At 61.1% G+C, this 26269-nt stretch carries 23 protein-coding genes and 3 pseudogenes; 6 read left to right on the top strand and 20 right to left on the bottom strand.

Features of this window, described 5'->3' with window-relative positions; translation table 11 throughout:
* The first annotated feature begins 30 nt into the window (after nt 1-30).
* On the top strand, nt 31-264 hold the full coding sequence (locus SO139_RS22085; RefSeq protein ID WP_449378114.1) for a DUF6894 family protein: 234 nt from the start codon (nt 31-33) through the stop codon (nt 262-264).
* Nucleotides 265-792: 528 nt separating this feature from the next.
* On the opposite strand, the gene SO139_RS22080 is transcribed toward SO139_RS22085, so the two are convergent.
* The 5 genes from SO139_RS22080 to SO139_RS22060 all read right to left on the bottom strand — a co-directional run bounded on the left by SO139_RS22080 (nt 793) and on the right by SO139_RS22060 (nt 3723).
* On the bottom strand, nt 793-1233 hold the full coding sequence (locus tag SO139_RS22080; RefSeq protein WP_449378113.1) for a hypothetical protein: 441 nt from the start codon (nt 1231-1233) through the stop codon (nt 793-795).
* Nucleotides 1234-1318: 85 nt separating this feature from the next.
* On the bottom strand, nt 1319-1654 hold the full coding sequence (locus tag SO139_RS22075) for a hypothetical protein (RefSeq protein WP_449378112.1): 336 nt from the start codon (nt 1652-1654) through the stop codon (nt 1319-1321).
* A gap of 96 nt (nt 1655-1750) precedes the next feature.
* On the bottom strand, nt 1751-2023 hold the full coding sequence (locus SO139_RS22070) for a curlin repeat-containing protein (RefSeq protein ID WP_449378111.1): 273 nt from the start codon (nt 2021-2023) through the stop codon (nt 1751-1753).
* A gap of 384 nt (nt 2024-2407) precedes the next feature.
* Nucleotides 2408-2818: a hypothetical protein gene (locus tag SO139_RS22065; RefSeq protein WP_449378110.1), complete on the bottom strand. Its 411-nt coding sequence runs from the start codon at nt 2816-2818 to the stop codon at nt 2408-2410.
* A 29-nt stretch (nt 2819-2847) separates the two neighbouring features.
* Complete coding sequence (locus tag SO139_RS22060; RefSeq protein WP_449378109.1) at nt 2848-3723, bottom strand: formylglycine-generating enzyme family protein; 876 nt, start codon at nt 3721-3723, stop codon at nt 2848-2850.
* A 65-nt stretch (nt 3724-3788) separates the two neighbouring features.
* Between SO139_RS22060 and SO139_RS22055 the strand changes: the two genes are divergently transcribed.
* Both SO139_RS22055 and SO139_RS22050 read left to right on the top strand, forming a co-directional pair.
* A complete protein-coding gene (locus tag SO139_RS22055; protein WP_449378108.1) occupies nt 3789-4907 on the top strand; it encodes a DUF4399 domain-containing protein in 1119 nt (372 codons plus the stop codon).
* Nucleotides 4908-4998: 91 nt separating this feature from the next.
* Complete coding sequence (locus SO139_RS22050; RefSeq protein WP_449378107.1) at nt 4999-6231, top strand: caspase family protein; 1233 nt, start codon at nt 4999-5001, stop codon at nt 6229-6231.
* Between the two features lie 61 nt (nt 6232-6292).
* On the opposite strand, the gene SO139_RS22045 is transcribed toward SO139_RS22050, so the two are convergent.
* Genes SO139_RS22045 through SO139_RS22015 form a run of 7 tightly spaced genes read right to left on the bottom strand, consistent with a single transcriptional unit; the run spans nt 6293 to nt 15190 of the window.
* Nucleotides 6293-7291, bottom strand: coding sequence for an FAD:protein FMN transferase (locus SO139_RS22045; RefSeq protein WP_449378106.1), 999 nt, complete (start codon nt 7289-7291; stop codon nt 6293-6295).
* 11 nt (nt 7292-7302) lie between these two features.
* The gene (locus tag SO139_RS22040) at nt 7303-7851 is read right to left on the bottom strand and encodes a nitrous oxide reductase accessory protein NosL (RefSeq protein WP_449378105.1); all 549 of its coding nucleotides are present in this window, start codon (nt 7849-7851) and stop codon (nt 7303-7305) included.
* Nucleotides 7848-8675: a DUF2705 family protein gene (locus tag SO139_RS22035; RefSeq protein WP_449378104.1), complete on the bottom strand. Its 828-nt coding sequence runs from the start codon at nt 8673-8675 to the stop codon at nt 7848-7850. The genes SO139_RS22040 and SO139_RS22035 overlap by 4 nt, the downstream gene beginning before the upstream one ends.
* The gene (locus tag SO139_RS22030; protein WP_449378103.1) at nt 8672-9580 is read right to left on the bottom strand and encodes an ABC transporter ATP-binding protein; all 909 of its coding nucleotides are present in this window, start codon (nt 9578-9580) and stop codon (nt 8672-8674) included. Before SO139_RS22030 ends, SO139_RS22035 begins: the two co-directional genes overlap by 4 nt.
* Nucleotides 9577-10935, bottom strand: a complete 1359-nt coding sequence (locus SO139_RS22025) for a nitrous oxide reductase family maturation protein NosD (protein ID WP_449378102.1) — start codon at nt 10933-10935, stop codon at nt 9577-9579. The genes SO139_RS22030 and SO139_RS22025 overlap by 4 nt, the downstream gene beginning before the upstream one ends.
* A 14-nt stretch (nt 10936-10949) precedes the next feature.
* A complete protein-coding gene (nosZ, locus tag SO139_RS22020; RefSeq protein WP_449378101.1) occupies nt 10950-12899 on the bottom strand; it encodes a TAT-dependent nitrous-oxide reductase in 1950 nt (649 codons plus the stop codon).
* A 17-nt stretch (nt 12900-12916) separates the two neighbouring features.
* Complete coding sequence (locus SO139_RS22015; RefSeq protein WP_498540561.1) at nt 12917-15190, bottom strand: 4Fe-4S binding protein; 2274 nt, start codon at nt 15188-15190, stop codon at nt 12917-12919.
* A gap of 175 nt (nt 15191-15365) precedes the next feature.
* Between SO139_RS22015 and SO139_RS22010 the strand changes: the two genes are divergently transcribed.
* Complete coding sequence (locus SO139_RS22010) at nt 15366-16247, top strand: ferritin family protein (RefSeq protein ID WP_449378099.1); 882 nt, start codon at nt 15366-15368, stop codon at nt 16245-16247.
* A 151-nt stretch (nt 16248-16398) separates the two neighbouring features.
* Here the strand turns inward: SO139_RS22010 and SO139_RS22005 are convergent, their stop codons facing one another.
* The 8 genes and pseudogenes from SO139_RS22005 to SO139_RS21970 all read right to left on the bottom strand — a co-directional run bounded on the left by SO139_RS22005 (nt 16399) and on the right by SO139_RS21970 (nt 23656).
* The gene (locus SO139_RS22005; protein WP_449378098.1) at nt 16399-18195 is read right to left on the bottom strand and encodes a flavin-containing monooxygenase; all 1797 of its coding nucleotides are present in this window, start codon (nt 18193-18195) and stop codon (nt 16399-16401) included.
* A gap of 373 nt (nt 18196-18568) precedes the next feature.
* Nucleotides 18569-18820 (bottom strand): annotated as a pseudogene (locus SO139_RS22000) (HpcH/HpaI aldolase family protein); the annotation flags it as partial.
* Nucleotide 18821: 1 nt separating this feature from the next.
* A pseudogene (locus tag SO139_RS21995) lies at nt 18822-19129 on the bottom strand (SDR family NAD(P)-dependent oxidoreductase); the annotation flags it as partial.
* 26 nt (nt 19130-19155) lie between these two features.
* Complete coding sequence (locus tag SO139_RS21990) at nt 19156-19842, bottom strand: haloacid dehalogenase type II (protein WP_449378097.1); 687 nt, start codon at nt 19840-19842, stop codon at nt 19156-19158.
* Between the two features lie 29 nt (nt 19843-19871).
* Nucleotides 19872-20444 carry a YkgB family protein gene (locus tag SO139_RS21985; RefSeq protein ID WP_449378096.1) on the bottom strand — a complete coding sequence of 191 codons (573 nt, stop codon included), beginning with the start codon at nt 20442-20444 and terminating at the stop codon, nt 19872-19874.
* Between the two features lie 117 nt (nt 20445-20561).
* Nucleotides 20562-21983, bottom strand: a complete 1422-nt coding sequence (locus tag SO139_RS21980) for a mercuric reductase (RefSeq protein ID WP_449378095.1) — start codon at nt 21981-21983, stop codon at nt 20562-20564.
* 37 nt (nt 21984-22020) lie between these two features.
* Nucleotides 22021-22893: an alpha/beta fold hydrolase gene (locus SO139_RS21975; protein WP_449378094.1), complete on the bottom strand. Its 873-nt coding sequence runs from the start codon at nt 22891-22893 to the stop codon at nt 22021-22023.
* Between the two features lie 67 nt (nt 22894-22960).
* A complete protein-coding gene (locus SO139_RS21970; RefSeq protein ID WP_449378093.1) occupies nt 22961-23656 on the bottom strand; it encodes an alpha/beta fold hydrolase in 696 nt (231 codons plus the stop codon).
* 192 nt (nt 23657-23848) lie between these two features.
* Here SO139_RS21970 and SO139_RS21965 point away from each other — a divergent pair.
* Nucleotides 23849-24484, top strand: a pseudogene (locus SO139_RS21965) (AfsR/SARP family transcriptional regulator); the annotation flags it as partial.
* A 573-nt stretch (nt 24485-25057) separates the two neighbouring features.
* Complete coding sequence (locus SO139_RS21960; RefSeq protein ID WP_449378133.1) at nt 25058-25831, top strand: tetratricopeptide repeat protein; 774 nt, start codon at nt 25058-25060, stop codon at nt 25829-25831.
* Nucleotides 25832-26269 lie beyond the last annotated feature (438 nt).

Raw genomic sequence — 26269 nt, 5'->3', positions numbered from 1 at the left:
TGCTCACCCGGATGTTGCAAGGAGGCGTACATGGCTCAGATTTATTTCCATTGTTCCAATGCTCGGGGCGTATTGATGGATCGTCGCGGCACATTCGTGTCCGATCTGATCGAAGCGTGCGAGGAGGCTACCCGCAGGGTTCGATCGCTCGTCGCAGCGAGCACCCTGGAAGACTGGCGTCATTGGGCCCTGCATGTCAGCGATGAGGCTGGCGACGAGATCTTCGTTCTCCCCTTCGCATTCGTGCTCGGCAGGCCGCACTGAGTGGATGCCATGTCGTCGGGGCTGCCCTCATACTTGGTTGTTCGTCAGGGCGTCGATGCGATTGTGACGGCGATCATCCGACGTGCCTTCGCCGGAGCGATGTTCGCGCAAGCGCATGCCGGTCGTAGCCATCGTGCCATCTCAAGTGCATCGCGCGACTCCAAATGGCACATTTGGGAAAGACCACTTAAAGCTCTTGCCTCCCGGAGTCGTGCAGTGCCTCTCTAATGGAGTTTGCGGATTGGACGGAACAACCGGGCCAGTCGCAGCGCCGGGAGCCTGCGTCATAGTTGGCTCGGTCGTGGTCGTTAACTGTGGTGCGGTGATCGGATCGCCGTCTGAGACCAGCGCCAGTCCAAGCGAACCCACGGTGTGAGCGGACGCTGAAGCCAGCACCATGGCCACAATCATCTTGTGCATGTGATGTCTCCCGTTTTGCGTGTCCCGTGAATTGAGCTGCGGCCTTCCCCGCGACCTCGACGGTCGCGGGACGTGAGAGGGGTGGTGGCGGCGACATTGGGGGGCTGGTCACATCTTGTTTTGCAGGCCCATGGCTTTCATCAACCTGTCGAGCGTCTGCTGCGATTGCGGCGAGGCACCTTTGCGGATCTGCCGGTAGACGTCGGCATCGGTCGGCGGGGGATTGTGATCGGCATCGCCATCGGCTTCGCCTGGAGCTGCCTGCGCATCCGGGCTTTTGCCAGCTTCTGCGCCGGTCGGATCACCCGCAGCGGGGTTGGAGCGCTGGACGATCGTCGCCGAGTTGCCGCCGCTATGTTGCTCGATGCTGGTGTAGCCGGGGGCCGTCTTGACCTGCTTCTCGGTCTTGGATGGATCGCCGCTCTGGGTGATCGTAGCAGAATTGCTGCCGTTGTTCACGGACGTCGTCTCGGCCCGCGCGGACGCGCTCGCCAGCGCAGCCATCAACATTGCGGCAAGCACAACCGACTGTCGTTGCATGGGTTTCATGTCTACCTCCTTGACGATGGCGTGCGTTGGGCGAGAGGAACGCTCCGCCCAATCGCCGTACCGCTGGCCCGATTGGCCAGCGGTCTTACCATTGATGGACCCTGACGCGGTTGCCATCGCCGATCTGCATGGCGCCGGCGCTGTTGTCACGGCCATGCTGGCTGGTTCCAGCAAAGTTGCCGTTCCCGAGCTGGGTCTGGTACGACGTGTTGTTCGTTCCGGACTGCCGGGCAGTCGCCGACATTCCGTTGCCGGCCTGCACTTGGCCGTTCATATTGTACTGGCAGTTCTGGCTGGTGCTATCACTCGATCCACTGCCGATCTGCGTCCTCGCGTGCACGCAGGCGGTGGTGCCGCCAGCGAATGCCGGAGCGGAGACCAGGGTCAGCGCGGCACTGGCAATCAACAGAAGCTTTTTCATGGATTTGTCCTTTCGAGGTCAGGAATGGAAAGGAGCGTGCGGGAACCTGCCGGCACGACTCCTTTCAGGGCGATGTGGGATCGCTCGGCTGCCGGCTTACCAGCGCCGCCGCTGCACCTGGTCCACACCGGCAAAGTTGCCGTCGCCGACCTGACCGATGCCAGCGTTGTTGTTCCGGCCGACCTGGTGGATGCCGGCACCGTTGTTGTTGCCGTACTGAATGACCTGGCTGTCGTTGGTGTGACCGCGCTGATACGTCACGGCGTCGTTGCCGTTGCCGCTCTGCACGATGGAGGACGAGTTGCCAGCATAAGCCGAAGACGCGAGCGAGAGCACGGCCGCCGAGACGAGGAGGATGGAGCGAAACATAATATTTTCCCTTTGGATGATGTCGAACCGCGTGATTGCCGTTCGATGATTTGACGATAGGCCTCGTCGGCCCCCAATTCTGTGCGCGGAGTCACGCATGGTGGAGCAGCGCTTTTGCATTCGCATCGCGAATTCGCTGCATCCAACGAGCGGTACGCGAATGCGTTGAAGCTCACGACTCAGCCGTGTGCGCGCAAGCGATCAGAGGATTTTTCCAACCACATCGAATCACGCCGGTGTTGGACGCACAGCGATCACGTGCACCGCTGTAACAGCCTTTCTGACTCTTGGCGTTCGATGGTCGTGCGCGATCAGAAGACGCGCTCGGATCTCAATGCGCGGTCGATCACCACGTCTCTTGCGGACAATTGTCCGGCGACCTGCTCAAGGATTGGGGCCGGCGCGATTGGACGCTTCGGTCGCAACCGCGTTGCCGATCAGGAGATCGATCGGAATGCCTTGTCCACTGCGGCAGGTCAGCAACCCCGAGCCTGATGCTCCGGATGCGACGATGCGGCATTCATCGTCGTCCATGATCAATGTGCCTTCCAGTCGTCCGGACGACACTTTCAACTGCACGCGCGCCTGCTTCTGCTCGACGCCATTGACGCTGCACAGGCCAACGTGCCGCAGCGTGACTGCTCCTGAATAATCCGCGGCCTGGTGCGTTGCCGCTTTCGCGATACTTCCTGCAATCTCCCATTCGTGGAGATAGCCGATGTGCCCACTGATGGTGTGGGATTGCGCCCAAGCAGCGGAAGTCGCCCCAGTCAGCACGAGTAGTGCCACAACCATCGAACGCATCGTACTCGCGGGCGCCATGACTACGGCAGCTCCCGCACGACACGAAAGCCGTTGGCGTAGTAGCGAACGTCAACGTCGTAGCGAAACCTCGCCGACGATCTGACGTCGCTGCCCTTGCTGAGAAAGTTGCCCCCGCGCAGCACCCGCAGGCGGCAGTCGCCCGACGTCCAGGCCGATGCGTCCTTAGGCGCATTGCGATAGGAGTCGTTCCAGCAATCCTCGACCCATTCCGCAGCATTACCTGATGTGTCGTAGAGCCCAAAGCCGTTTGGCCGGAACGAACCCGCTGGCACGACCTGCTGCTTGATCGGACTACCACAGCCCTCGCACTGCGCATGACCGGCGCCGATGTCCCTGCCCCACCAGAATGGCGTTTTGGTTCCCGCGCGCGCGGCATATTCCCATTCCGCCTCGCTGGGCAGACGGTATTTTTGCCCGGTTCTCTGCGACAGCCAGGCGACGAACAGCTTGGCGTCCTCCCAGCTGACATTGATCACCGGCCGATCGCCACGTCCCCAGCCGTGATCCTCGGGGCGCACCCTGCACGCGCCCGTATCAGCGCACTGATCCCATTCCGCGAACGTCACCTCGCGGCGGCCGATGGCGAAGGGTTTGCGAATGCTGATCGAATGCTCAGGCTTCTCGTAGGGCGTGTCATTGGATCCCATCACGAACTCTCCCGGCGGCACGATCACAAGCTCGGGACAATTGTCGCAATCGCGAAATAGCTCTCCCGGCTCCGGATTGGCGCTTTGCTGGGCTACCCTGGTGTCTGATGACGCGGACGGCGGGTCCGCGGACGGGCTGTTGCTCAGCCCTCGCTGGTCGCTCGCTGCAGTACCTGCAAATTCAACGAGTGTTATGAGCAAAATCACAGACAAGACGGCGGATCTCATGTCTTGATCTCCGGTCGGCTCGAACGATCGGGAGTATGCACACGTCACATTCAATGCGGAATAACATGCTTCATTCGGCCGCAACCGGCAAGGCGGCGGTCGCGGCGCCGAATTTCGGTTTACATTGGGCGGCAAAGGAATATCGTTCCACTTCTCCCCTTCGTATTGCCGGATGGGGATACTTTCGACACGCAATTATTTCAGTTTCCCGCGGCCAGCGCGGTCCAGATTGTGGTCCATGCATTGGGAATATTGCGATGATGCAGCGATTGCTGACATTGGTTCTGGTTCCATTTGTCGCCGGATTGATCCATTGCCACGCCGTGCAGGCGCAGGCCCAGACGGGCGGACCGACGCCGTCGCCGCCGGGGGCTGCTGTTTATTTCATCGGGTTGAAAGATGGCGACACGCTGCCAACCAAGGCCACCCTGCATTTCGGGCTGCATGGCATGGGCGTCGCGCCGGCAGGTTCGGACCGCGCCAATAGCGGGCACCATCATCTGATAGTTGACTCGCCAACGCCGCCACTGAATTCCGAAATTCCCAACGACTTCCAGCACCTGCATTTCGGCGCCGGACAAACTGAGGCTGAGATTTCGCTGACGCCCGGCGAGCACACCTTGCAGCTTGTGTTCGGCGACAAGAATCACGTTCCGCATTCCCCGCCGGTGGTCTCCGAGCGGATCAAGGTCAAGGTGACTGACCAAACTGCTCCCGCGGCGGCTCAAGCCCCTCCTGCGACGGTTCAAGCCGCAGCCGGCGGACGTCGCCCCTCACCGAAAGATGCCAAAGTTTATTTCATCTATCCGAAGAACGGCTCCTATATTTCTCCGAACCCGGTGATCCGTTTTGGCCTGTTGAATATGGGCGTGGCTCCGGCGGGCTACGACAAGCCCAACACTGGCCATCATCATCTGCTTGTCGATGCCGAACTGCCTCCGCTCGACCAGCCGATCCCAAACGACTTCAACCACCTGCACTTCGGTGCCGGCCAGACCGAAGCGAAGATCACCCTTCCGGTCGGCCAACACAAGCTGCGCCTCCTGTTCGCCGATTTCGCCCACGTGCCGCACGATCCGGCGGTTTTCTCCGACGTCATCAACGTCACCGTGACGGAGAGCGGCCAGCCGCCGAGAAAGCGCTCCAAGTACCGCCATCGTTCCTGGCGGAGTTACGGATATTGATGCAGCGATGAAACTACGCCACCTCTTGATCTCCTGCCTCTGCCTTGTCGTCGGCGCGACGTTCGCCAACGCGGCAGCAGCGGAGCGTCGCGTGGCGCTGGTGGTCGGCAATTCCGCCTATAAAAACGCATCCACGCTGTCCAATACCATCAACGACTCAAATGCGATCGCAGCGTTGTTCAAATCGATCGGCTTTGAAGTCGTCATTTCGCGCAACGACCTTGGCGTCGTCGAGTTCAAACGAACCGTGCGGGAATTCCTCATCACGGCAGAGAACGCCGACATGGCGGTGGTCTATTACGCCGGCCACGGCCTCGAGATCGGCGGCACCAACTATCTTATCCCGGTGGATGCCCGGTTGAGCCGCGACTACGACGTCGACGACGAGGCTATCGCGCTCGACCGCATCATCTGGGCGCTGCAGCCAGTACGCCGCCTGCGCCTGATCCTGCTTGACGCCTGCCGTGATAACCCCTTTGCGGCCAAGCTGCGCTCGGCAGGCCGCACACCGTCCAGAGGCGGGCTCGCGAAGCTTGACGAAGTCGGGGCCGATACGCTGGTCGCCTACGCCGCGAAAGCGGGCTCGATTTCCTACGACGGCGACGGCGTCAACAGTCCCTATGCAATCGCGCTGCTGAAACACCTTGCCGAGCCTGGCGTCGACATTCGGATCGCACTCGGTCGTGTCCGCGATGCGGTTATCGCCATGACCGGCGGGCGTCAGGAGCCGTTCATCTATGGCTCCCTTGGCGGCGCAACCATCTCCTTGGTGTCACCGTCGGACGCAACAAGAGTCGCGCCGGCGGCTGCCCCAGCGCCACCCCCGGTTCCGGTGCCGACCTTGCCGAAGCCGCTCATGGTCAGTCCAGCGCCGGGAACGCCAACCACTGCGCCAACCGTAAACGCAGGGCTCCCAAAGATGCCCCTTCCGGCTCAGGCGGCGCCCCAGACGACAGACCCTTGCGTCCGCGACGAAGCGAGGCTGGCGCGTCTGCGCGCCAACCCCGCGCCGGAAGAAATCACCAACTTCCAACGCGAGGTCGCATGCAGTCGGCTGCGCCCGCAAGTGCAGCGCCTATTCGAAAGTTATGTGGGCGATACCGCTCTGCCCCCCGGCGGGACTTCGGCACCGCAAACGGCTCCGAGACAACAGGCTCAGAATGAGTCCACCCGTTCCGAAGACGCTTGCACCCGCGACATGGCGCGTCTGCAGACCATGCGCGCTGAACCTACACTTGAGGCGATCACCAAGTTTGAGAACGAATTGGGCTGCGAGCGGCTCCGGTCTCAGCTCCGCCGACTGCGCGAGAGCGTCGCACCTTGATTTTGTCGCTTACGGAACGAATCCGCGGTCGCCCTTCGGTTCTGTAGCCTGAAGCGACGTCTCACGCGCCACATACGGTCAAACGACCATTTGCATCGATCAGGCGCGCCTGGACATTCGGACGGCTGGCGACGATATCCCGTATGCGAGGAATGGCCATCAAGCTGAAGGCTGTCGAGAGAGCATCAGCTTCGGTTGCGCTCGGTGCGACCACGCTGACCGTTCGATAGAGCGACGGACTTAGTCCCGTTGTGGGGTCAAAGAGGTGAGTAAAGCGACCCGCGGCGTCGAAACGGAATCCGGCACCGGCCGTTGTCGCGACGGCGCGGTCGACGAGATCGATCGTCTCGGTGAGAGCGCCTGCTTTGTCCGGATCTGCAAGACCGACACGCCACGGCCCGCCCTCGGGTCGCGGCCCGATTGCGCGTATCTCTCCCATATTGATCAAGCTCGTCGACAAGCCGGCCTTTCGCAGCTTCTCGACGACCTTGTCGGTCACAAACCCCTGTGCAATGCCGTTCAGAGTAATCGCAGCGCCGCGGTGTGCCAGGGCAATGCGATCTGGCCTCACCAGCAGTCCGCGGCGACCGACCCTGGTCAGCACTTCAGCGAGTTGCTCCCACTGCGGACCGTTCGGATCCGGATGCTCCGAAGAAAAGTGATCGGCATAGAGCCGCCACAACGGCTGAACGGTCGGATCGAATGCGCCGCTGGTCAGGTCGGCAAAGGCCAGCGAGGCCTCCAGCAGAGCCACCATGTCCGGGTCCGGCGCAACGAGGATGCCCGTGGAGTTGAGCGTGCAGATCGCGGACTCCTGCCGATACAAGCTGAATTGCTGCTCCAGCCTGCGCACGTCGAGAAGACAGCTGCCGACCAATCGCGCTGCCTCGGCACGGTCCGGATGATAGATCTCCATCGAGACCTGCGCCCCGAGCGCCGAACCATGCCAACGCACGGCCTCTTGCGCCCGAGCCATACGTGAGCCGCTCGCGAGGGCCGAGCCGAGCGCCGTCGCCGTGATTGCAATCATCCGTCGCCGCGAGAGAGTTGGCTTGCGCATCATCGAGGTCCTCAGTTGAGCCTGACATCGCCACGATCATGTTCGACAGACTCGCTTGCCGCATCGCTACCCAGCACGTACGCGTCGGGAATTTCCGTAAGCGTCACGACCCGCCCGCCGTTATCGGCCGCGAACCCATCGGCTGCCGCCCGGTTCCCGAAGGACACTGCCTCCGCCGCCCCCATGCCGCCCTGCTTGCGGCTTTCGATCACGAAGAAAGCTTTCCGCGCGTCGATCCAGTTCGTTGCGCCAGGGTCCTCCCAACTCGTTGCCCGGGCCATGTCCGAGACGTAGATCGCCCGGATGTCACGCGGCTGATCCGGCATCAACGTGAACGCCACAGTATCCCGGACGGAGGTGAACCAGAACGGATCGATGCGGCTCGCCGTGATGATCTGCCCCTTGGGTCCGGGATGCTCCATCAGGTTCATGCCGCAAAAGACGCCCATCGCATCGCGCGTAAGAGGAAGCGGCGGCGGCATGTTGGTGTTGCCCGTGTCAGGATTGCAGCCAAGAAGCAACGCCGCGATGATGATCGCACCGACGGATCTTCGGGTCATAGTTCCCTCCGTGCGAAGAAGGTCGCCGCAAGCCCGAGCGGCGCCACAATCCAGACCAGCAGCCCCAGCAGGAGCGTGGCAATCCCGGTGGTGGCCGTAGCCGACAGCCCGGCCATGCCGGAAAACTGGCTCACATTGAATCCCGTGAGATTCGCCAGACGGTAAAGATCAGTGGGATTGAGAAACAGAAGCCATTCGAGGACCCTTGCCGAGATAATCTGTCCCTGGTCGATCACCAGGATCCCAAGCAGTGCCATATCGAACACCAACACCATCAAAAGCCAGATGCCGACCGACAGGCCCGCCGCGGTGCCACGGTCGCGGACGAGACTGCTGATCAGGTATCCTATCGCTACGAATACAGCCCCAAGCATGATCGACGTTCCAAGCATCGAGGCGAAGGCGTACCAGCTCGCCGCCAGGACAGAGGCGCCGGTGATCGCGAGCGCAGCGGCGGCTGCGCCATAACCGAGGATCGTCGCGAAGGCGAGGATCAGGACATGACCGCAGAATTTGCCCAGGATGACCTGGCTGCGACCGACGGGGTAGCTCAGCAGCAGGATCATCGTGCCCCGCTCCATCTCACCGACCACCGCATCGTGCGAGATCAGAAGTGCGATCAACGGCAACAGAAAGATCGTCAGGCTGGACAGGCTGACCACCACCACGTCGAGGGCACCGGCACCAACGTTGCCGGTCGGAGCGCTGCCGAGGAACGTCAGCGACAAGGCAAGACTGGCGAGCAGCAGCGTGGTCGCCAATACCCAGCGGTTCCGCAGGCCTTCCTGGATCTCCTTGAAGGCGATGACTGCGACTGTCCTCACGCGGCCTTCTCCTGCGTGTCGAGGAAGTGTGCGTAGAGATCGTCGAGGGTCGGTGCCGCAATTTCGATATTCTTGACGCGGGGATCGCTCGCAGCCGCGCGCAACAGATCCATTTTCCCCTTTTCGTCAGCCACCAGCACGGTTCTGCGGCCTGCAGCCGAAAAGGTTTCGTCCGCGATCGGGGCAATGGCGTCATCGGCGCCGGCCACCAGATCGAGCGAGACCCGGATCGGCAACTGCGAGAGCGAGCGCAACTCCGCCAACGTGCCCTGTGCGACCAGCCGGCCGCGATTCATAATCAGGACATGCTCGGCGCGATCTTCGAGTTCGTTGAGCGCGTGGGATGAAATCAGGACGGTGGCGCCACCGTTCCGCAATTCGTTCAGAACTTCGTAGAACGTTTGCCGCAGCGCCGGATCAAGTCCCGTGGTCGGTTCATCCAGCAACAGCACGCGTGGCTGCCCGAGCAGCGCCTGCGCCAGGCCCAGTCGCTGCCGCATGCCCTTGGAATAGGTCCCGACGCGGCGATCGGCGGCATCGCTCAATCCGACGCGGTCGAGCAGCGCCCACGCCGAGGCCGGCTCGATCCTTTTCAGGCGCGCATAGAATGCCAGCGTTTCGCGCCCTGTAAGGGCCGCATTGAACGCGACGTTTTCGGGAAGATAGCCAAGAAGCCGACGCGCCGAAAACTCGCCCGCCGCCGGATTTTGCCCCATCATGCGAATTTCGCCGCGGTCTGCGTGGATCAAACCCAGCATCAATTTGATCAGCGTGGTCTTGCCCGCACCATTGTGGCCGACCAGCGCACTCAGCCGCCCGGGGACGAGAGAGAACGAAACATCACGCAGCGCTCGCACCTTGCGATAACTCTTGTCGACGCCGGTCACGGACACGGTCGCGGTCATCTGAAACTCCGCTCGGGAGAGGGCTTCGGCGGCGGCGCCACCAGCGGATGGCTGTCGACAATGCCGCCGGGATAGAGAGCCGGAAACTGCGCTTGCGCCCAGCGCAAGACCTGCACCGCCGGGCTGTTGATCAAGACCTTGGCGGACGGCGCCGTCCACAGCACGCGGTCGACCAGATCGTTGGGCCGATAAGCAGTGTCGGCAATGCCGTCACCGTTCAGGTCGAACGCAGGGTTGTCGCTCCAGTAGTTGCCGCGGCCGCCCTTGGACCAGTCGAGATCGCGCGTGCCGACGTACTTGACCTGGTTGCGGTTACCGACGAAGGCATTGCCGGAAATCTCATTGCCTTCTGAGCCGGCGGTGAAGTGGACGCCGATGCCGCAACGTTCGAACCAGTTGTTGCGGAACTTGTTGTGGTTGGTGTTGTAGATGAACACGCATTTTTCCGGCCCGCTGCCGACGTCCCGCGTCGGCCGTATGTCGGGCACCATCTCCTTCTCACCGTCCACCCCTTCGCGGCTGACCGCGACATTGTCCAGCGGTCCGCCGACGACCCGGTTACCGTCAATCTCGGCGTAGTTGGCGTAGTTGAACAGTATCCCGTAGTCCCGGTCGCGATCGGAGATGTTGTTGCGGATCACCAGTCGGTTCGAATACATGATGGCGTAGCCGACAGTATTGCGCACGGAAACGTTGCCGCTAACCTCGCTGTCGTTGGTGTACATGTAGTGAATCGCGAAGCGCACCTGTTCGAAGCGGTTGTTGATGAAGCGGTCCTTGCGGCTGCTGATCGTGAAGATGCCGTCTCGACCATAGCGGAAGGTGTTTTCCGCGATGGTGACGTCTGGCGCGTTCCAGAGCGACACGCCATTCCCGCTCTCGCTGCGGCGCCCCTCGCGCAATCCTTCGATGATGTTGCGTTCGACGTGGGATCCCGCTGCGCCGTGAACGTAGATGCCAAACAGGTTTTCTTCCAGGCGGTTGTTTTCGATCACCGTGCGCTCGGCGGTCTTCTCGAGAAAGATCCCTGAATTCATGGCCTGAAGGTCGCGGCCGGATTCCCTGATCGTGATGCCGCGGATCGTGACGTCAGGCGCGGCGACAGTAACGACGTTGCCGGCCCCGCCGCCACTGAGCACGGCGCCCGGTCCCCCGGTCAAAACGAGGCGACGGTCAATCCTGATCGCACCTCGGTAAACGCCGGGCGCCAGCTTGACGACGTCGCCTTCCTGCGCACGGTCCAGCACTGCCTGAAGCGGCTGGTACGCGACAGCTTTCAGCTCAGCCGCGGCAGCGGGACCGAAGACTCCGGCGGCGAGGATCGCCGCCGGAATGAGTCGTTGCAGGAAAAACACTTTCCGTCCTCGCTTCAGACCATCTTGGGCTCGACGAACATGCGGCCCTTCATCTCCATGTGCATGGCATGACAGAACCACGAGCAGTAGTACCAGTAGACGCCGGGCTTATCCGCCGCGAACGTCACCGAGGCCGTCGCCATCGGCGCAACCTCCATCTGGATACCGTAGTTCACGATGCAGAAGCCGTGGGTCAGATCCTCGACGGCGTCGATGTTGGTGACATAGACGGTCACCTCGTCGCCCTGCTTGACCTGGAACGTCTCGAGACCGAACGCCGGCGCGGTCGACGTCATGTAGACGCGAACCTTGTTGCCGTCGCGGATGATCTTGGAGTCGGCTTCGAGATTGATCCCGTCGGCCTTCGCCTGCTTCACCGCGTCGGCGAACATCGGATCGGCCCTGTCCCAGATCGAGATCGGGTTGATCTTGGAGCGATGGACGATCGTTGCGTCGTGCGGCTCGGCGAAGCTCGGACCATCGTGGACGAGAACCATCTTGTCGCCCGATATGTCGATCAGTTGATCGTTCTCCGGCTTCAGCGGACCGACATTAAGAAAGCGGTCCTTGGAGAACTTGTTCAGGGAGATCAGCCACTTCCCGTCGGCCTCCTTGGTCTGGCCCATGGACGAGTGGTTGTGACCGGGTTGATAGTGGACATCGAGCTTCTGGATGATGGGATCGACCTTCTCGCCCTTGAATGCGCGTTTGGCGAGCTCGATGTTCCACTTGCAGACCTGGCTGTCGAGGAACAGCGTCGTATAGGCGTTGCCTCTGCCGTCATAAGCCGTATGCAGCGGCCCGAGGCCGAGTTCGGGTTCGGCCACAACGACGTCGCGCGGCTTGATCTTGTCGTCGAACAACTGGTCGAACAGCCGGACATCCATCACCGTGACGGTGGGTGACAGCTTTCCGGCCGCCACGATATGGATGCCGTCCGGCGCGGTATTCAAGCCGTGCGGATTGTTCGAGACCGGGACGTAACGCGTGTAGGGCGAGCCCTTGCGGCCGTCGAGTACCGGCACGCCGTTCATCTCCTTGAAGTCGCCCTTCTTGACGCCCTCTTCGATCCGCTTGAGATTGAAGATCACGACCCAATCCTGCTCGTTGGCCGTCATCTCGGCGAGGGTGACGCCCTCTTCCGAATTGTAGCAGGTCGAGACCGCGTACTTGCCCTGGTAGTCGGCATCGACGTTGTCGAGGTTGCCGTCGACGATCACCTGCCACGCGACCTTCATGGTATCGCTGTCCAGCGCCGTAAAGATCGAGTGATATTCCTTCGGCTTGTCGAGCACCTTGCCATCGTTCGGGAGCGGCACGCCATCCTCGCCGTTGCAGAACACGTATCCGGTGCGGGGATATTTTTGCAGTCGCAGACCGTGGACCGTATGCTGGTTGGGCAACTCGATGATCTTGTCGCACTTCATGACGTCGAGGCGCACGCGCGCGACCCGGCTATTGGCCTTGTCGTTCATGAATGCAAATCGGCCGTCATAGGTGCCGTCGGTGAACGTGATGTGGGGGTGATGCAGGTCGCCGTTCATGAACGTGCCGCCGCGGTTTTTGAGCAATTCGCGGGTGGCCGGCTGCATCCCTTCGGTCAACACCTTCAGGCTTTCATTGGTCTGTCCCCATCCCGTGGCGCTGCAGCGGTTGAAGACGGGAACGCGCATCAGCTCGCGCATCGAGGGCAGGCCGATGATGCGCATTTCGCCGGACTGGCCGCTGGAGAAGAACACGTAATATTCGTCGAGTTCGCCCGGCGCCACCTCGGTCTTCTGCACTGCTGGACGCGCCGTCGGCGCCTTTGGTGCCGCATTGGTCTGCGCGTCCGCAGCCGCGACGAGGCCGCGGCCGTCGCTCGACAGGCCGACGCCGCCCGCGATGCCTACGCCGGCGGCCGCAGCCGAGGTCCCCAACAAGGTGCGTCGACTGACGGATTTTCCATTTTCGTTCTCACTCATGCTATCCTCCTGGCTCTTCAAGTTGATGGTGGGGTGATGGCTTCTATACGCGGCAGCGCAACCGGCTTGCCGCCCGCGGTGATGATCGTGCCTGGACCCTTGCCGCCGCTGCGCATCGACTGAGACGAGAGGGCTTCCCGCTTCTCGCGCTTAAGCCGCACCTGGATCATGTGCGGGCAGCGGTGGTCGTCGAAGTAGAGCTCCTGGCAATGCATGCAGTAGATGCACTCATTGACATTGATGTGCCCTTCGGGATGGATCGCCTGTACCGGGCATTCGACAGCGCAGCGCTGACATGGCGAGCCGCATTCTGGCCAGCGGCGCAGCCATTCGAACATTCGGATGCGGCCCGGAATCGCCAGCGCCGCGCCGAGTGGGCACACGTAGCGGCAGAAAAAGCGCTCGACGAACAATCCCGCTGACAGAAGTGTCAGCGCGTAGATCACGAATGGCCATTCGCGCGCGAACTTCAGGACGATCGCAGTCTTGAAGGGTTCGACCTCCGCAAGCTGCTCGGCGAACGCGGTCGAGTACAACGACATCCCGAACAGGCCGAGAAAAATGATGTATTTTAGTGGCCACAGCCGTTCATGAAGACCCCACGGCAATCGATATTGCGGAATCTTCATCGCCTGCGCGACGTTGTTGAGGAGTTCCTGCAGGGCGCCAAATGGACAGAGCCAGCCACAAAACGGACCGCGTCCCCAAAACAAAAGCCCAGCGGCGATCGAACACCACAGCAGAAAGATCAGCGGTGCGGAGAGGAAGTATTCCCAGCTGAATCCTGTCAGTAGTGAATTGGCGAACGTCAGGACGTTGACGACCGAAAGCTGGGCATTCGCGTACCATCCGAGCCACACGAGGATGAACGCGAGGTAGGCCCGGCGCACCCAGGTGTAGACCTGCGGGCGGCGCACGAGCTGATTCTGAAAAAAGAAGATCAGGGTGAGCGCGCCAAGCGCGAGGACCGTCGTGCTGATCTTGACGATGTTGCCTCGCCAGATCTTCATCCACAGCGGTTCATCTTCGGCGCCAGGCGGTATCGCAGTGCTGCGTTGTTCTGCCGTCGATACAGGCGTTCCCTCCGGCATCTTAGCCGGCGAGGCGGCCGACTGCTGCGCCACCGGCCTGATCGGCTCGCGCTTCACGTAGACATCGGGCAGCGCATACCCCAGTTCGAAAGTCACCCATGCCTTTTCTCGCGTGCCCACGACGCGCTGCACGAGCAGTTGCAGCGTCCACGGTTCGGTCGGATCGAAATTGAATTCTGCCGGCACGACAAAAAGCGCGATCTCGGGAAAGTCGGGCGCGCCCTCGGCCTCGAGGCTCCCCAGCCGAGTGTGGTCGCGATCGCGAAAGCGGATGCTATTGGTCTCCTGGATCAACTCGATCCGGTCGAAGATCCCGCCGCGAACGTAGGCGGCTCCCTTGAAGGAGTAGCGGCCAGAACCTGCGACGACGAGAGCCTGCTGACCCGGCTTGAGCTTCGCGGTCAGGCGATCGTATCCGTCGTTGCCGAGCAGGCTGCGGCCGATGGTCGGCACCGCAACGTCGGCGACATAGAGGTTGATGAAGGTGTCGCCGGGGTCCCCTTCCTCGGTACGCGCCGCCGCAGCCGCATTGCCGGATTTCTCGAAAGCCATGTTGACATCGGCAACGGACAGGGCCAGGCGGCGAACGGAGCCGTCACCGACCAGGCTTGGCCAATCGCGGATCTCGCTCTTGCTGGGATCAATCGCTTTGGTGGCTTGAGGAGCCGTGTCGGCGTGCGCATTGCCCTGAGCATCGAGACGACCGCTCTTGATGAGCTTGGTCGCGGACCGGACGATGCTGTCTCCCATCACCAGAACGGTGACCGTCGCGCCACTGACGATGTCGACCTGCGGCGCGGGCACCGCTCCGCGCACGACGGGTTCCATGTCGGTGCCGATCAGCTTGTTGACGGCCTCCAAGATGCGTTTTTCCGGAATACCCACCAGAACGATGGGCTCCTTGTGCTCGACCAGCTTGAGGCCTGTGAGGATGCCTTTCGGACTGATGCCAATCAAAAGCTGAATTGGCTTGCCGGAGTAGCCGGTTGCGTTGGCGAAGTCCGAATTCAGGTAGACGAACCCGAGAAGCTGATCGTCCTTATATGCCGCCGCGATCGCCGGATCGCCTTGCGGCGATCCGAGCCTGTTTGCGCCGGGGACCAATTCGCCCGACTCTGCCTTCGGCAGATACTCGCTCAATCTGCCAGCCGCATTGGCCGGACAGCCGGAGCCGTTCCAGCCGAGAATGGCGAGTGCCAACCCCAAGAACAGACGGATGCCGAGGAATTTTCGCAAGGGCGCCGCTTCCAGTTAGCAGAACGCCGTTGTTCTGAATCCCGCTCCTTGTACCAGCGCGACTGCGCTCGCCTTTGCGCTATCTCAAACTAACGCGATCTGGTTCAGATCAAGCTCTGCAGCCTGATTGGAACCCAAGATGCGCAGCGAACCCCTGTTGGCCGCAGAGCCGCCCGCTCCCGTTCGGAATACCGGTGAGCTCTATGCGATTGCATTGGCTCAGAGCGAAAGGGCTGCGCAGCACTATGGCAAGCTCGCCGCGGCCGGTGACGATGCCTTCGAGCCCGTCCGTTGCGTATTCGAAGTGTTGAGTCAGCAGGAAAACGAACGCGCTGGATTAATCGAAGAAGCCTGCATCGCGGCTCTCGGACGCGCGCCGGCTCAGGCCGATCTGAGGTGGATGCCGGTAGATTTGGTTCCCACGGAAGAGCTTTCCGATTTCAAGAACTCCCTCCTTTCGACCGCCTATGGCGCTTGGGCTCTCGCCGTCAGGCACCGCGAACGTGCTTTCATCTTCTGGACATATGTTGCAGCGCGCGCGGAGACGGGAATCGTGCGCACGGTCGCCGAGAGTATGGCCCGCGAGGCGCTGCGCGACGGCAATCTGCTTCGCCGCGAACGTCGCCGGGCATGGCGGACTGAGCGAAGAGAGGCCCTCGCAGGGGACGCGCCGGAAACCACTGAGCTGTCCTCGGCTGCGCTGCTTGAGAGCCTCCTCCTCCGTGACATCTATCGATGGTCGCAGGACGCGCCCGCGCCGCAGCGAGGACACCTCCTGTCCCTGATCGGAGACGGCTCGCAGGGGTTGATCACCGGGACGAACGACACGCTGCCGCACACCGACGCACTCGACGAGATCAAGCGGCGCGTGCTTCGTCGCGCGGAGCAGCTGTCTTCGATTTATCTGGATGAAGCAGACAATGCCGTCGACCAGTCTCGGTTGGAGCTGGCTCAGCAACTCGCGGCGCGCTCTATCGCTCGGCTGGCGGACCTTCGGACCATCGCATCCCTTGCCGGATGATAGACAGCGAACGTCTCCGACGCTCGCGCTACGACCAAGACATGATAGCCATCCCGGCCGATGTCGAACAACAGCAGCTCGTCGAGAGAAACCTTTCTCCGAGCGCGCAAGTCCATTGCGACGCCAACCCGCGAGCACGTGCCGTGAAAGTTCAGGCCTTGTGATAGACGGTCTGCAAGCCATAGACCGGCGTTGGGATGCCCTCGTAGCGTGCTTTCAACTGTAGCGAAAGGAATTGCGAGTAATGGCGCGACTGGTGCAGATTACCGCCGTGGAACCACAGCCCCTCCTGCTGTGTCGGCTTCCACATATTGCGCTGTTCGCCTTCCCATGGGCCGGGGTCCTTGGTCGTGTTCGAGCCGAGCCCCCAGACCTTGCCGACCTTGTCGGCCATTTCCCGGCTGATGAGGTCGGCAACGAAGCCGTTCATCGAGCTGTAGCCAGTCGCGTAGACGATTACATTAGCGGGCAGTTCCTTGCCATCGTCGAGCTTGACGCCGTTGGGCGTGATTTCCTCGACCTGCCCCGCGGCCAGCTTGACCTTGCCGTCGATGATGAGCTGCGAAGCGCCGACATCGATGTAATAGCCGGAGCCGCGCCGCAGATATTTCATGAACAGCCCGGAATCATCGTCGCCGAAATCGAGACGGAAACCGGCTTTCGCTAGCCCCGCATAAAATTCGGCGTCATCCTCGCGGATCTTGTCATAGACCGGCTTCTGGAATCCGGCCAGGATCTTGTATGGCAGCGAGGCGAAAATCAGATCAGCCTTTGCCGTGGTCATGCCGCCGCGGACGGCGCGCTCGGAATAGAGATCCGCTATCGATGACATCAGCGAATCCGAGCGCACGATATGGGTGGTCGAGCGCTGCACCATGGTCACGTCGACGCCGGCCTCGTATAGGGCGGCGCAGATGTCATGCGCGGAATTGTTCGAGCCGATTACAACTACCTTTTTGCCTTTGCAGCGGTCGGCACCTGGATGGCGCGAGGAATGGTGTTGCTCGCCCTTGAAAGCGTCCATGCCTCTGAATTGCGGCATGTTCGGCTTGGCCGACATACCGGTCGCAAACACGAGCTGCTTTGGCTTCAGCGTGATCTCCTTGCCATTGCGCTCGACGGCGACCGTCCATTCTTTGCGGGTATCGTCCCAGTCGGCGTGTTTGACCGTGGTACCGGTCCAGTAGTTCAGCTCCATGACCTTAGTGTACATCTCCAGCCAGTCGCCGATCTTGTCCTTCGGCGAAAATACCGGCCAGTTCTTCGGGAAGTCGATGTATGGCAAATGATCATACCAGACCGGGTCATGCAGGCAGAGCGACTTGTACCGGTTGCGCCAGGAATCGCCTGCGCGTTCGTTCTTCTCGGCGATGATGGTAGGCACGCCAAGCTGACGCAACCGCGCTCCGAGCGCGACGCCCCCTTGGCCGCCGCCTATGATGAGCACATAGGGCTGGGTCTTGATGCCGAGCTGCTCGGTCTCCTCGTCGCGCAACTCCTTCCACGTCTTGGCGCCGGGATTGACTCCGTGCCGGGCGCCGAGCGGGCGGGTGAAACCCGCCTTTTCCTCGTGACCTTTGAGCTCGACCATCGTCGTCAGAAGGGTCCAGATCTGGCCGTTCTGGAGGCGGATCAAGCCGTAGCCGCGCGCGAGTTCAGTCTCGAACGAGATCCAGCACTCGGTTACGCCGCCGGCTTCGGTCGCGCTTTCCCCATCGGCGACTTTCCAATCGCGCGGCTTTGTGCGCTCAAGGCAAGAGCTGAGCATCTCCCGGACCTGATCGCGGCCTTCCAGGGTCTTGATATTCCAGGTGAAAGCAACGAGGTCGCGCCAGTAGCATTCCGAAGCGAACATCGCTGCGGCGGCATCGAGATCACCTGCCGCAAGAGCCGCTTCGAATTTGTCAAGAAAGACCTGGACGCGCGCGTTGAGCGTGGTGTCGAGCATGACTTCCTCCCGGCGGGTCGATTGGTATCCCTCTGTGTTTCTTGAAACTAGCTTATCCGAATTATCGAACGAATCCACACTTGCGCAGTTCGGGAAGCGCCTCAATAGAGCGTGAAGGGCATGATGAAAACTGGATCACATGGCCAACCGCCCCAGAGCGCAGCGGGACCATCGATTCCGTGCCAGATCCGTCAAATGCACGTGCAAGGCGTCGAATCACACCAAAGCGCATGAGATCGGGATGAATCGTCATCGCGCTTTAGGTCATTGTTTGAGCATGATCTTCTTGGAAAACCGCTGCACGCTTTTCCGGATCATGCTTTAGTTTCGCGAACTGAGTATCATTCCGAGGTTCGCCCTTCCGCGAACGGAATTACCGACCGAGCATCTTCTTCACGCCGGCCAGACCGACGCGAAGGAACGGATCGGAATGAATGTAGAAGTATCGCACGCCCTGCTCGAGCCAGGACGGCAATTCGTCCGACGTCACAAGCGTACCGGCGACCTTGCACGCAGCGCGAGTCTTCTTCACGGCAAAGCCGACCCGCTCGGTGACGGCTTGCGGCCGCGGCTGACCGAATGGCGGCGCTGGCGGGTACCCCATGTTTTGAGAGAGATCGCTGGGGCGCGCGCGCGACATCATGTGGGCTGAGCATCACCGCACGTTCGTTTTGCAACGGGGGCCGTGCGCGATTGTCCATGATCGGAGTATCGGTCTCGCCCGGCAGGATCGTGTCGCTTGGATGCCCTGATTGCGGTACGTGTTGTGCAGGAAGGTCATGAAATTCTTCACGCCGGCCTTGGCCGCGCCGTAGGCAGCACCTCCGAGCAAGTTCGGATTGACGACCGCCAGCGAAGAGATGGTGATGATCGTGCCCTCCTTCTGGGCGATCATGCCCTCCAGCACAGCCTGGGTCAGGTTGAAATTGCTGGTCGGCGGCAATTTCGTCAGCGGGCGGATCAGGCGCGCCGCTTGTGGCGCTCGATCAGCTGGTCGGCCACGTCGCTTAGATCATTGCCTATGATGTGCGGCTGCGGGCCGACGCCCAAGACATCATTGCCGATGCGCTTGATGAGGGCTGCTTCCCAACCGGCCGCGACCGCACCGAGCGTGTCCCAGGTGTGACAGGCGATCAGGCAGAGCTGAGATGGACGGACACCAAGTTCCTTTTCAACATAGCCGTAGGCCTGGCGCGAGGGCTTGTGATGCTTCACGCCGTCCGCGCTGAACCGCCGCTCGAACAAATCGACAATGCCGCCATGCTCGAGCTGACGGGTTTGCACCTCGAGCAAATTATCCGTGAGCGTGAAGAGCTGGAACCCGGCGCCACGCAGCTTTCGCAAAGCGCCCGGCACCTCCGGATAGGGCGGCATGGTCGAGAATTTTTCGGTGAGCTCTCGCTTGTCCGCATCACTGATCTGGATGCCTTGCGTATCCGCGAGCATCTTCATCACGGCCGCACCGATGTCGGTGAACGGTACATAACAGCCGGCCACCGTGAGCGCCGCCGAATACATGATGAAGTTGGCAAACCAAAGCCGCATGTCCCGCTTGTCGCCGAAGATGCGCTCAAAGGTCGGCTCCATGGTACGAAGGTCGAGCAGTGTTTCATTGACGTCAAAGACGATCAGTGGAAGATCGGACATGGTCAGCCTCCAATATTGCGGTGACCCGGTTAGATCGACTTTACCTCACCGGCGTCGATGCGGATCTGCGCGGCGGCGTGCAGTTCTGCGTGACCGGATGACCGCTCATCCTCCAGCGCCGCACGTGTCACATCTTGCTTGAGCAGGTAGAACGACGCGGCGAGGAACAGAACGTCCTTCATGAGGAAGCCGACCGGCAGGGTCATGATCGGAAATCCACCCGCCTCAGGGGCCCAGCCATCTGGCAGAAAGGGAATGATGCTCGTGGTGCCGACGAAAGTTACGATCGACCCGAGCGCCCCCAGGATGCCCAGCCTCGAGCTCCAATAGCCAAGGAAGATGAGACAGCCGAAGATCGTTTCGGTCGTCCCGAGGAAGTAGCCTGCGCCCCGCACGCCAAAGGCCGGGATCAGCCAAAAGACGACGGGGCTATGGCTGATCAAAGGCACCAGCATCTCAACGGTATACTGGTTCCATTTCTGGACGCTGAATGCGAAGAAGGTAAAGACCATCGCGGCACGAATTAGATGACGGTCCAGATCGCTCCGGAACGGAATGGTCCTCGAAGCATAACGAACAAGCTGGCTCACCTGCTTCATCATGTCGTTCCTCAACAGCGGCCACGGAGCGGACTTTTCCAGATCCTCGTCAGCCCAACGTTCTCATTCAACCGACCGCAACCGACTGCGGATCGCAGCGATGAAGCTGATTGGACATCACTAAGCCGCCTTTGAGCTGGTCTGTTGCACCTCGCGAGGAGGCACGACCGAAAATAATGCGCCGAGCCCTTCAGCCATTGTTGGATGCGCAAGAGCTGCGCCAGCCAGGCTGGAATACGGAAGGCCTGCCAACACGGCCATTTGTACGGCCGCCATGACCTCGCCGGCAGCGGCACCAATCATCGTAAAACCGAGGATGCGGTCGTCGCCGTCGCCGACAAGTGCCTTCATAAAGCCCTGTGTCTGATCAGTCGCCTGCGCTCCGAGCACAGAGTCCATCGGCAGCTTTGCGACACGAGTAATGATACCTTGGCGTTCCGCCTCTCCTTCGCTCAGCCCTATATGGGCAAGAGGCGGATCGGTGAACATACAATACGGAATCAGCCGGCCGCGCGTGCTGCGACTTGCTCCCGCCAGATTGTCGCGTACGATTCGAAAGTCGTCCTCAGATATGTGAGTGAATTGCGGACTGCCCGCGCATTCGCCTACCGCCCATACATCCGGCGCACTCGTTTCCAGCCGATCGTTGACGCGAATGAAACCGCGCGCGTCCAGCTCGACGCCGGCCTTATCCAGGCCAACTTCAGCCGTATTGGGAATACGCCCTGCTGCTACCAGGATATCGCTGCCATCGATTTGCTGCTCTCCCGAGGGGGTGCGCACCACGACAGAAACTACATCTCCGGATCGCCCGCTTACCCGAAGCAGCTCGGCCGCGACAAGAACTCGAATAGCTTCGCTGCTGAGAATGCGCCTCATCTCCTCCGAGACGTCGATATCCTCGCGAGCCAGGAGTTGAGGACCGGATTCGATAATGGTTACATCGCTGCCAAAGCGACGATAGGCTTGTGCAAGTTCCAGCCCCGAATAGCCCCCGCCGATCACGATCAGGTGTCGCGGTAAATAATCAAGCTCCAGAACCTCCACATGCGTGAGCGGCCCAGCCGCTCGAAGGCCCGGAACGTGTGGAATTGCCGCGTGGGTTCCGACATTGAGGAAAACCTTATCGGCCGCGAGTTCGCGCGTGCCTCCGCCGTTCAAATTCACTTCAACGGTTTTCGGCGCGATGAAACGTCCGCTGCCCGTGATCAGTTCTGCGCCGCTCGCCTGGTAGATCTGCATGTGCTTCGCAACTTGGCGCTCGACCATCGCGCGCTTGCGCTGACGAATCGTTGCCATGTCGACAGTGACGTTATGGGCCAAGGTGCCGTATTCGCCGGCCTGACGCGCGACATGCGCGACTTTTGCGCTCGAGATCTCATTCTTGGTCGGCATGCAAGCAACGTTGGGACAGGAGCCGCCGATCCATCGCCGCTCGACCACCGCGGTTTTGAACCCTGATCGGGCCAGGTGCCAAGCCAGAAGCTTGCCGCCGGTTCCGCTGCCAAGGATGAGGGCGTCCAATTGCTCTAGGTGAGGCATGTGCTTCTCCGCTGATGCGGGCCTTGCGTTGACATCGCTACGCTGCCTTCGATCTGGTCGCATCCAGGAAATCGCCGATGGCTTTTGCGATGTCCTCGCAGTGCGTCTCCAAGGCGAAGTGACCTGTATCGAAGAAGCGTATGTCGGCGAGCGGCAAGTCGCGTTTGAATGCCTCCGCCCCTGCCGGCAGGAAGAATGGATCGTTCTTACCCCAGGTTGCCAAAAATGGCGGCTTGTGCTGGCGGAAGTAAGCCTGGAATTCCGGATACATGGCGACATTGCTCTTGTAATCGCCAAAGAGATCGAGTTGCACGTCATGAGCGCCGGGACGTGCCAGATAGAAATTGTCGAGCGAATAGCCATCCGGAGACACACGCGATGTGTCGGCAACACCATGGGTGTATTGCCAGAGCGTGGTCTCCGGCGAAAGAAAGGCCCTGAGCGCGGCACGGTTCTTCTCCGACGGGTCCTGCCAGTACGCGCGGATCGGGATCCAGCCGTCGCTCAGCCCCTCCTCATAGGCATTGCCGTTCTGCGAGATGATCGCGCTGATGCGCTCGGGACGGCGAACCGCCAAGCGAAAGCCGGTGGGCGCACCGTAGTCGAAAACGTAGATCGCAAACCGCGACAGACCGATCACTTCCGTGAAGCGCTCGATCACGTCAGCCAATTTAGCGAAGGTATAGGAAAAAGTGTCGCGCGGCGGCGTGTCGGACTGGCCGAAGCCGGGCAGGTCCGGCGCGATCAGGCGCAACCGATCCGAAAGCATGGGAATGAGCTCGCGAAACATGTGGCCCGCGGACGGAAAGCCGTGAAGCAGCAGCAACACCGGCGCGTCGCTTCTGCCGGCCTCTCGGTAAAACACATTGAACCCGTCGACATTGACCTTGCGGTATCTGAAAGGCGCCATCGGATTCTCCTACCTGCAAATTCGATCTCCGCGACCGATGCTTCGTCGCGAGCCTGGCCGTAACCGATCAGTTGCCGGCGACCGACTGGACCGCGTCATGGATGATGTCGATGACAGGTCCGGGAGCCGTGACGATCGGCGTGTGGTCGACGGCATGCGACCTGATCTTCGCTTTCATGCGCTCGGCCATGAAATGCTGCGTCGCTGGGATGATCATATGATCCTGCTCCGCGAGCATGAACCACGTCGGAACGTCCTTCCATAACGGACGCCCTGCCGGGACCGTGATGCACGCCAGCGAGATGGGCCGCTGCACCGCGGCGAGCACCGACCGATCTTCCGCCGAAGCGTTCGGCGCGAAAGATTTGGCGAAGGCATCGTCGGGCAGCCAAATCAAATTGTTGGCGTCCGGTGCAAGCTTCGGCGCCAGCGGATGCGGTTCCGCGCGATAGAACACGTCCTCGACCTTCTCACCCTCGTCCGGCGCCAGTGCGGCAACATAGACCAGCGCCTTCACTTGCTCGGGCCGCGCCAATGCAATGACGGCACCCGCATAGGCATGTCCGACCAGGACGACCGGTCCGGACATGCGCCCGATGCTGCGATTGAGCGCGGCAACGTCGTCGGCAAGCGACGTGAGCGGCAGCGGCGCCGCAGACGCCTTCACGCCGCGGGCCGCGAGGCCGGTTATGACGCGCGCCCAGCTCGATCCATCCGCCCATGCGCCATGAGCCAGCACAATGCCCACATCCTTTGTCGTCATCCGACTTCTCCCGGCCACGCGCCCTAGGCGTCACCTGCAGCCCATCCTTCCCACCCAGCCTCATAAAATATTGATTTTGCTTACAATCCTTCCATCTGGAGCAATCGATCATCTGTTACTTTCCCAAGGGCCCGGCAAACCCTAAGACCTTGAAGTTAGGCGGCCGTCGTTGGAGCAAGCGTTGGAGAAATCATGGAAATGGCCACTCCGGCGGACCATGTGCTTTTGCTGGGACCGTTGCAGATCATCCGGAATGGGGCGGAGTTATCCGAGCCGCCTTCGCGCAAGGTGCGGGCGCTCCTTGCCTATCTGGCGATGGCGCCGCGTCCGGTCACCCGCGAAAAACTCTGCGAGCTGTTCTGGGACGTCGCCGATGATCCCAGAGGCGAATTACGTTGGTGCCTTTCCAAGCTGAGGTCTCTGGTCGATGGACAGGCGACGAAGCGGCTCATCGCCGACCGCAGGCAAGTCAGCCTCGATACGGCGTCGCTCCACGTGGATGCCCTCGCCGTTGCGCGCAGTGCGCAGAGGACGCTAAGCAGTCCCTCGCCGAGCGACCTTCGCTCGCTACTGGCTTTGTTTCGCGGCGACTTTCTCGAAGGTCTCTCGATCGAAAGGGCCCCGTCGTTCGAGAATTGGCTCGCAAGCCAACGGCACCGTTTCGGTCAATGGCGCCAACAGCTCCTCGAACGGCTCATCTTCATCCTGCCTCCGGAGAACGATGACCGCATCGCATTGCTGCGTCAGTGCATCGAAATTGCGCCGTTCGACGAAGCGGTTCACATCGAGCTCGTTCGCACGCTGCTTCGCCGCGGGCTTTATGCCGAGGCCGAGCACCAGATCGACGCAGCGGTGAGGCAATTCCAGACCGGAGGCATCGATCCGGCATCGCTCAAGGCCGTTCTGGCGGCGGCACAACGCTCGGGTTCGAGGCCGGCCAGTGTCAGTTCGGCCGGCGTCGCGCATTTCGAGCCGCCGACGGATCAGCAAGCGGTGGCCACGAATAGGCCGACGCTGCTGCTGATGCCGTTCACAGCGGCGCAGGAAAACGTTGCGGATGCCGACAGCGTCACAAGCGACATCATCTTTGGTTTTGCCAAGCTGCGAAGCATCCGCGTCATTGCCCGCGGTACGGCTTTTTCGCTGCGCAGCCAGACGCCCTCGACGGCCGCCGGGATTGTGAACGCGCAATATGTTGCGTCCGGCCATCTGCGACGCGACGGCAGGAAATATCTTGTCTCGGTCGAGCTCATCGACCCCAAGAGCGATCGCATCTTCTGGGTTGACGAATTCAGCTGCAACGCCGTCGATTCCTTCGCTGCGCCTCCGCTGCTGGCCACGCGGATCGTCTCGGGTCTTGATGCGGAAATTCACGTTATCGAACGCAACCGTGCGCTGCTCATGCCGCCTGCCTCGCTCGACGCGTGGCAGGCGTACCATCTGGGGCTCTCCCACATGCATCGCTTTACGAGCGAGAGCAATCGAGAGGCGCAGCAGTTCTTCACCAGGGCAATAGCTCTCGACCCGACCTTCTCGCGAAGTTATGCGGGAATGTCGTTCACACATTTTCAGAACGCGTTCCATCTGCACGTGCGTAAGTCCGAACACGAGATTGCGTCGGCGATCGAAACTGCCGAACAGGCCTTGCAGGCGGATCCCAGCGACCCGGCGGCACATTGTGCGATCGGCCGGGCGCTATGGCTTGCGCACGCGCACGACGGCGCCGTTGGCGAGCTCAATCAATCGATTCGCTTGAGTCCCAATTATGCGTTTGCTCACTACTCTATGGCCTTTGTGCAATGCCAGACCGGCGATCCCGGGTGCGCGATCGACGCAGCCGACATCGCAGCGCAGCTCAGCCCGCTTGATCCGATGATGTTCGGGACGCATCGAGTGCGAACGTTCGCCTTGTTGCGGCTCGGCAAGATCCAGGAGGCCGCGGACTGTGCGGCGCTTGTTGAACGGCATGCCGGCGATCATTTTCATGCACATGCCGTAGCAGCGCTGACGCTTGCGGCCGCTGGCCGCATCGAGGAGGCCCGAGCGGCACGTCAACGCATCAGTGCGTTACGTCCGGACTACAATTTCAGGCAATTCACCGAGGCGCTACATATGCTCGACGATCTTACGGGCATCTACCAAAAGGCCGCGAAAGTGCTGCAAATCCCGGATTGAGCTTGAGGACAAACAAGGCGGCTCATTCGATCACCTCGTCGGCGCGCAACACCGTTGAAAGCGAGCTGATTGTCCGCCGGAAATTCGAGAGCAGCGGCTGGGTTCCGTGGACAGAGGAGGACATACCGAAGTATCGCGCGCTGTGACCGCTCGGCACCGCGGCGGGGATGGCGAAGATGTCGTCCCATGATCAAATCGAGAACATCGCCGCTCGGGCAATGCCAACGATCAGAACAGAATAGTGACCTTTGAAAGTAACGGGCGAAAGAAATCCTGAGATTTCAATGCCAATGGTGCGCTCGGAGCGCATGTAACTACGCGTCACGTCATTGAAAAGATTGAACAATTATGCGCACACTTCCGTGTGTGTATCACACCCTGTGCCCCGGATTGTATCACAGTTGGGCGCCAGCTTGCCTGCCTTTTAGCGGCGATATA

The organism is Bradyrhizobium sp. UFLA05-89, assembly GCF_059803475.1.
The sequence above is the reverse complement of the archived record's forward strand: the minus strand, read 5'-3'. Positions and strand labels throughout refer to the sequence as shown.